The sequence below is a fragment of the Zooshikella ganghwensis DSM 15267 genome (genome assembly GCF_000428585.1).
GTDB lineage: Bacteria > Pseudomonadota > Gammaproteobacteria > Pseudomonadales > Zooshikellaceae > Zooshikella > Zooshikella ganghwensis.
The window spans coordinates 1-6,922 of sequence record NZ_AUAF01000196.1 but is presented as its reverse complement, the minus strand read 5'-3'; the positions used below and the strand labels follow the sequence as shown (position 1 = coordinate 6,922).

The following is a 6,922-nucleotide window of genomic DNA, read 5'->3' as shown; positions in this document are numbered from 1 at the left end:
ATTAATTGGCTTTTTAAATCAGAGTCAGCCTCACCCAATAACGTATCCAGCTCGGTTTGGCTATTAATACTCAATACATCGCCATGACGCTGGGGCGCTGGCCCGATAAATAAAAAGGTCCGTTCAATGGCTGTAATCGGGCCTTGAAAAAGATTTAAGTTATTGACCGTGACCTTGCCCAGTGCCATGTCATCACCTCATTGCCTGTAGGAATTCACGCAATTGCGCGTCCAGTATTTGATTAATGTCGTCATTCGTCGCCCCTAAAAAAGGCCGTGCGGCCAGGGGAATACGCCAACGGGATTGCTGGGGTTTATCGGTTAATTCCCGCAAAATCGCGCCCGCCATACCAAAGGTTAAATGCTCGGTGATCCACGCCAGGCTAGGCCGTTTATGGCCTTTGCCGCGTTTACGCTTGATGGTAAAACCAGCTCGGATTAACGCCCGTGCGATGTTTTTCGGGCAGGGTTCGTCATACGTCGCCCGTGTTATTTTCGGTAAATCACGGCTGCTCATGGTCTGGCTTAAGCCTTCCTGTTGCCGTTTGGCAATGGCACCCGTTACCGGATTACGCCAACCGATCACTGCCTGGTTTGCGTTGGCCTGTATGCCCATGGTGCGGGATAATCCGCGCAGCATTTTTTTACGTTTACGTCGATTTTTACGGGCGGCCATGTTTTGGCCCGAGAGTGTTTTTTGCTGACGAATACGCTGGCGGCTGTGTTTACGCACGGCTTTACCCGCATGGAGTAAGGCTTTGCGTTTATCACTGGGCGACAGTTGCAGTACCGCGAATTGCTCACGGACCGATAACCCATTGTGGCTAACGCTGATGGGATTAGCGGGTGCTGGCATCGGTCACCTCACCGCTTTCAGCAATCCATAAATCATAATCCCCAGTATCCCAGCGTTTCCCTGCGTAATGAATCGGACCCTGTTCTTTCTCCACTAAACACACCGACTCACAAAAAGGAATCATCAGGCGTACATCAACCAACCCCTCTTCCGTCAGCTCATACTCAAACTCGGGTTTATCAACATCCTGCTGATTACGTGCCTGGTCATGCTCAGCGAGCCAGCCGCTGACAATGGCGACTAATGCCGTATAACTGGCTTTCACCAGGTTTAATTCAAACACGGCATCATAGCTGACCTGGGCCATTTCCAAACCTTGCTCGCCCGGCTTGGTAAGAATGTCCAGCTGATTATTTTCTGGATAGGCTTCCAGTTTTTCCGGGGTGACCAGTTTTAAATCCAGTAAATAATCTTTAAAGGCCGTGAGTTTTTTCATAATAATTCTGCGCTAATAAATAACTCGCCTTGCAATTGGCACACGGCACGTTGTGAAGCCGCTAACCAAAAGCCGTAGGTTTCGTCATTGGTTTTAGCCACATGTTCGGCTTTATCACTGGTCAAAATCGTTTGGTATTGCTGAAGTACATTCGCTTTGGCCAGGCTCATCACCGCCCGCTGATATAAAAAACTGTCACGATGTTCGCCATTCACGGTGCTGCTGGGACGCTCGGCTAACGCCTGATAGCCTTTGCTGATGACTTGGGTTTTAAAGGTTTCCAGTTGTCCATTAATGGTGATCACAGCCTGAATCAGCTCGCTTTCAATTAAATCTTCTGTGTACTCATGCAGCCGATACAACTGCTGAAAATCACCTACGGACACCGTTGGAAAAAATTTATCACTGGTGATGTCGGTGATTGCCGGTTGATATAAACTGTCGTGAATGCTCATACAAAGCCTTTTAAAACGACCAGGGCACAGCACCGATTAAAAAAATAAAAGCACGTTTCTTTTTTTAAGGGTGCGGCCCGGTCGGGTGCGGGGAGTTTTATTTAGTTAATTTGTTGCGTAATTTATCGAGTCTGGTTTTTACACCTATTTTTTCCCAAGTGTTATGGGCTTTTTCGAAATACAGTAAAGCGTCGTCTAGCTGGTTATTTTCTTCTGCTCGCGTACCTGCAATTTTAAAATAACGGGCTTTGATTTCTGGAATGACATCCCAGGTGCCGTTTTGTAAATCCTCTAGCACCAGGTTAAAGATAATGTCACTGTGTTCAATTTTGCGTTCCATTGCGCGTAACACTTCATCACAGGCAAAGGTTGTTACATCCCGCCGTTTAAAGGTCTCGGGCATCGGCTGGTTTTGTTGAATGGCCATTTTGGCCAGCTTATACGCTATAAATAGCTGGTTCGTATCAAAATGCCAGATCACCATATACACCAGAATTTCATTCGGGTGCTCTAAACCAGACGCTAAATAACCGTCAAGATAATATTGGTATTTATCAATTAATGTGCGTTTAAATTCGGCTTTTTCAGGATAGTTTTTCAATTTACCAATTTGCGCTAAATCCAAGCGCAAACTGCATAATTGCAGCTGACAGAACTTTTTGGCATTGGCCAGCGAAGCAAACGCACTGTCTGGGCTAAACGGCATGTGTTCAGCCTTTTCTTCCTGGGCTTCACGCTGCCGTTGACGCATGGCTAAGCTCAACATGGTTAGTTCTCTAACTCTTCTTTAAACTTAAGCTGATCGGGTTCAACAAAGGCGATTTTTTGGTACTGCTCGACGACATAGCCCTCGTTCCGTGAGTTGTAATCCTCCACTTGGTCACGACGAGGATTATCAATAACCTGCTTACGCCAAGAACTGCTTTGAAAATACAATGATAAATTATTAAAACTGGTGACCATCGCCAGGCGGGGTGGCATCCCTGGAAATGAAAAAGAAGGTAATCCACCAAAGGTTTTAATGACCTGTTGATTTTCCACTTTCTCTTTTTCAGACGGGGTTTCACCCTGGGCGTGATACAACCGTAAGTGATGACGTGCGATTAAATCACTGCCTACTAAAAACACTAAATCGGGATCCGCTTTAAACGGTTCACCGATCATGAATTTTAAATCGGTGGCCAACTCATCCAGGTTGGCATAATCATCACCTAAAACAATCGGCTGGGCACCCTGCTCGTCTTTTTTTAGAATCTGCGTGGGCGCTTTCTCCCGTATGATCTGCAGCCAGCCTTTATTCACATCCTGTAAATGTGGGTTAGCCGCTAAATCCGTTTGTGTAGCGACACTGGTGCCATACCAACCGACCATAATCCGATCCACGCCCATACGATGCTGGACAGCACGGCTGTAGCGTGATGCAAAATCTTTAAACTTGGCCCACACATCCATTTGCTGATAACTGATACAGACATCTGATTCCGTCTTATAGAGCTGGTAACCGTCATTATCCAGATCCACCAGGTTACGTGGCTCACGGTCTTGCTTTTTGGTGTTGGTGCGTCCTGTCACTGCACTGGCCACCCCGAGAAAGACTTTTTCGCCCTGCAGCTCATTGACAGGTAACACATTGATTTTTTGCAGCATCGGATTGGTGGCGACAATCGCATCGTTAAGCTTTTGCTCAATAGACGGTGCAACATTAAATTTATGCGCCACATTATGTACATTATACGTACGCGCCATATTGCGCTTTAAGGTATTAAATTGCTGAATCGTTTCCGGACGCATCACAGCACCTCGTCGTGTTCTTCGGCAGGGCCTTCGTTTTCAGGGATATAGGTGCCTTCCATGCTGAACTGCTTCACGATATTTTCCAGCTGGGTGAGTGACTGCTTAAGGCTGTTAAACTCCTCGGTAGAAACGCTGGAAGGCTCTACGAGTGGGGTGGTTTCTGTAGTTGTAGGCGGGGTAGATGGCTCACTTTCACCCGCTGTTTTATCATCACTCTCAGCTGCCGCCGTGCTGAATTTCTCCATCACGGCGGTCAACTGGGTGATGGCTTCTGCGTTTTTATTCTGACTTTCCAGCAATTGAGTAAATTGTTTGTCGTCCATTGGGTTGCCTTGTTCTGGCGCGGATTTATCGCGGCTAAACATACGACTAAACCAGTGTTTTTCTGGGTTAGCAATGTCATCGTAGGAAAATTGCAGGGGCTGACTGAAATAACTGTCCGGGTCTTGTCGGCGATGATTAAAATGTAATTGCGAAGTACCGACACTGGCGGGTTGATCGGTAATCGCCAAACCAAATAAATAGGCTTTACCGGTTTTACGAAAATCTGGCAGAATTTCCCCAGAGAAAAATAATTGCTGCTGTTGTTCATTTAACGCATACAAGCGTTGATTGGGTTTTATTTTAGCAAACAAACATTGTCGGTCTTTTGGATCCACTTCGGTTTTGAGTTCCACAACCTGACCGAAGTTGCCATAAAAGCGAAAATGCTCATACCAAATCATCGCGGTATATTCATCAGGGTTATAGGACTCGGCCATTTCCTTCACCGCTTGTGGCGCAATCTCGCGACCATCCACGGTCGGGCCACTTTTCATGATACAAAGCCAGTCAGTTGTCGCCATTACCTTTTCCAAGCCGTTGGGTTATTTCAGTTTATTCACGGTGGTTAAGGGTTAAATTAATGGTTTTTTTAACGACCAGCAATGCAATGATTTTCTGGTATTTCCTATTGCGCGACGCTAAGTATTGATTAGGAATTTTCAGGAAGTTTAACCCATTATTTTTGCGTAAAGGTCTTTTATGATTAACGCACATCCTTTCATTATGCGTTGCAATACATCCATGAAATACTCCGAGTCGATTAAACAACAAGCCAAACAGCTGTATTTACAACGCCATCGTGTACCTGAAATTGCTAAGCAATTAGGCATAGAATCGAAACGTATTATTTATTACTGGGCCGCCCAGGAAGGTTGGACCGACCTTATTCAAAGTGAAACCGCAGAATCCGCCCTCTCACGTCGTCTTATTGTCTTATCCGGTCGAGAAAACAAATCCGAGCGCGAGCTGAATGAAATGGATCGCTTGGTTAGTCAATTGGCAAAGCTGCAAAAATATAAAGCAGCACCTACTGAAACAGATGAAAACCATCCCCCCTCTTCTGCCGACAAACCCAAGACACGCCAAAAAAGAAAACAGGTTAAAAATGATATTAGTGGTATTACTGCAGACGATATTCAAGAGAAGTTTTTAAGCAAGCTTTTTGATTATCAGCGGGCGATTTGGGATGTTAAAAATAACTCTAAACTCTGTCGCTTGCGTAACTACTTAAAGAGTCGTCAAATCGGGCTGACCTATTACTTTGCCGGTGAGGCCTTTGCGGATGCGATCCTCACCGGTGACCCTCAAATCTTTTTGTCTGCCAGCCGAGCACAAGCTGAGGTGTTTCGCCGTTATATACAGAGCTTTGCCAGAAATTTGTTTGATATTGAGCTAAAAGGCGATCCTATCGTTTTAAGTAATGATGCAGAGCTACGTTTTTTATCGACCAACGCCAACACAGCACAAACCTATCATGGCCATGTCTACACCGATGAATATTTCTGGATTCCCAAGTTTGACAAAATAAATCGTACAGCTTCCGGTATGGCAATGCATAAGCGGTGGCGTAAGACGTATTTCTCAACACCCAGTGCCATCAGTCACGAAGCCTATCCGTTTTGGACCGGGCAAGCCTTTAAGAAAGAAAATCCCGATACGCCTTTCCCAAGTGATGCAGAGCTCTCAAAAGGTATGTTATGCCCTGATGGCCAATTCCGTCAGATTATTACTATCGAGGACGCCATCGCAGGGGGCTGTGATTTATTTGATATAGACCAGCTACGTTTAGAGTATTCTGAGCACGAGTTTAATAACTTACTCATGTGCCAGTTTATGGATGATAAGCAAAGTGTCTTCAAGCTGAAGGATTTAGAAAAATGCTGTTCTGATCAAGCTTTTTGGCTTGATTTTGATCCACATCAGACGCGGCCTTTTGGTAATCATGAGGTATGGTTAGGTTTTGATCCGAGCCGCACTCAGGATGCCGCCACTTTAGTGGTGCTAGCACCACCTCATGCTGCTTATGGAGACAAGTTTCGGATATTGGAAAAATACCAATGGTATAACGCCGATTTTTCCTATCAAGCTAACCAAATCAAACTGCTTACCCAGCGTTTTAATGTCGGCTACATTGGCATCGACATTACTGGTATTGGTCGGGGCGTCTATGACCTGGTACGGGGCTTTTTCCCGAGAGCACAGGCCATCAATTACAGTGTCGACACCAAGAATCAGCTGGTGCTAAAAGGTCTCGATGTCATCCGCAAAGGTCGCCTGGCTTTTGATGTAGAAATGAAAGACATTCCCCAGGCCTTTATGACCATCAAGCAAACCACCACGCCAAGCGGCCAAATCACCTACAGCGCCAACCGTACCCAAGAAACCGGTCATGCCGATGTCGCCTTTGCTATTTTACACGCGCTGTTTAATGAACCCATTAATACCGAATACCAGCAAGCGTCAACCTGGGATTTTGAGGATGAATAATGCAAATCCAAAAAACTAAACCGGCTACCCCCCTTCCTAAAGGTGTTACTGTCTTTGGTTTTGGAGAGCCTGAGTCTGTGCTCGCCACCCAACTACACGACTATCTCGGTGTATTTGCCAATCATCAGGGTGATTATTACGAGCCCCCGGTTAGTTTAGCAGGGCTCGCCAAACTGCTACGTGCCAATCCCCACCACAGCGCCTGTGCGGGTTTTAAACGTAATATGCTGGTGAAACATTATAAGGCCTGCGCCTTATTGCCCAAGCCTGAACTGTATCGAGCAGGCTACGATTTTAATGTATTTGGTCAATGCTACTTTAAGCGTATTTTGAACCCCTATAAACAAACCTTGCGTTTACAACAAGTCCCGGCGATTAATATGCGCAAAGCATTAAAGCCTGATCATTATATTTGGCTCAGTCCTGACCGAACGATTACCCGATTTAAAAAAGGGGAAATTATTGCATTAACTGAATACGATGTCAGTCAACAAGTGTATGGTATTCCCGAATACTTAAGTGCAATGCATTCTATTTTGTTAAATGAATCAGCGACCCTCTTCCGCCGACG

Annotated in this window: 8 protein-coding genes and 1 pseudogene; 2 read left to right on the top strand and 7 right to left on the bottom strand. The window is 45.6% G+C overall.

The genetic code is table 11. The features are described from left to right. The 7 genes from F607_RS0123505 to F607_RS31450 all read right to left on the bottom strand — a co-directional run. Positions 1-188 (bottom strand): DUF2586 family protein (locus F607_RS0123505; protein WP_027710018.1); only part of this gene is annotated, 188 nt, incomplete at its 3' end. A 4-nt stretch (positions 189-192) separates the two neighbouring features. Continuing rightward, entirely contained in the window at positions 193-855 is a 663-nt protein-coding gene (locus F607_RS0123500) for a hypothetical protein (RefSeq protein WP_051311774.1), read from the bottom strand. Next, positions 839-1,291: a phage tail protein gene (locus tag F607_RS0123495; protein ID WP_027710016.1), complete on the bottom strand. Its 453-nt coding sequence runs from the start codon at positions 1,289-1,291 to the stop codon at positions 839-841. The genes F607_RS0123500 and F607_RS0123495 overlap by 17 nt, the downstream gene beginning before the upstream one ends. Beyond that, positions 1,288-1,746: a head completion/stabilization protein gene (locus F607_RS0123490; protein WP_027710015.1), complete on the bottom strand. Its 459-nt coding sequence runs from the start codon at positions 1,744-1,746 to the stop codon at positions 1,288-1,290. Before F607_RS0123490 ends, F607_RS0123495 begins: the two co-directional genes overlap by 4 nt. 97 nt (positions 1,747-1,843) lie before the next feature. Then, the gene (gpM, locus tag F607_RS0123485; protein ID WP_027710014.1) at positions 1,844-2,512 is read right to left on the bottom strand and encodes a phage terminase small subunit; all 669 of its coding nucleotides are present in this window, start codon (positions 2,510-2,512) and stop codon (positions 1,844-1,846) included. A gap of 2 nt (positions 2,513-2,514) precedes the next feature. Then, on the bottom strand, positions 2,515-3,537 hold the full coding sequence (locus tag F607_RS0123480) for a phage major capsid protein, P2 family (protein ID WP_038292141.1): 1,023 nt from the start codon (positions 3,535-3,537) through the stop codon (positions 2,515-2,517). Beyond that, positions 3,537-4,358, bottom strand: coding sequence for a GPO family capsid scaffolding protein (locus F607_RS31450; RefSeq protein WP_338112642.1), 822 nt, complete (start codon positions 4,356-4,358; stop codon positions 3,537-3,539). The genes F607_RS0123480 and F607_RS31450 overlap by 1 nt, the downstream gene beginning before the upstream one ends. 205 nt (positions 4,359-4,563) lie before the next feature. On the opposite strand from F607_RS31450, the gene F607_RS31445 reads away from it, so the two are divergent. Together F607_RS31445 and F607_RS31440 are read left to right on the top strand one after the other, a co-directional pair. Further along, positions 4,564-6,351: a terminase large subunit domain-containing protein gene (locus tag F607_RS31445; RefSeq protein ID WP_051311772.1), complete on the top strand. Its 1,788-nt coding sequence runs from the start codon at positions 4,564-4,566 to the stop codon at positions 6,349-6,351. Next, positions 6,351-6,922, top strand: a pseudogene (locus tag F607_RS31440) (phage portal protein); the annotation flags it as partial. The gene F607_RS31445 and the pseudogene F607_RS31440, both read left to right, overlap by 1 nt.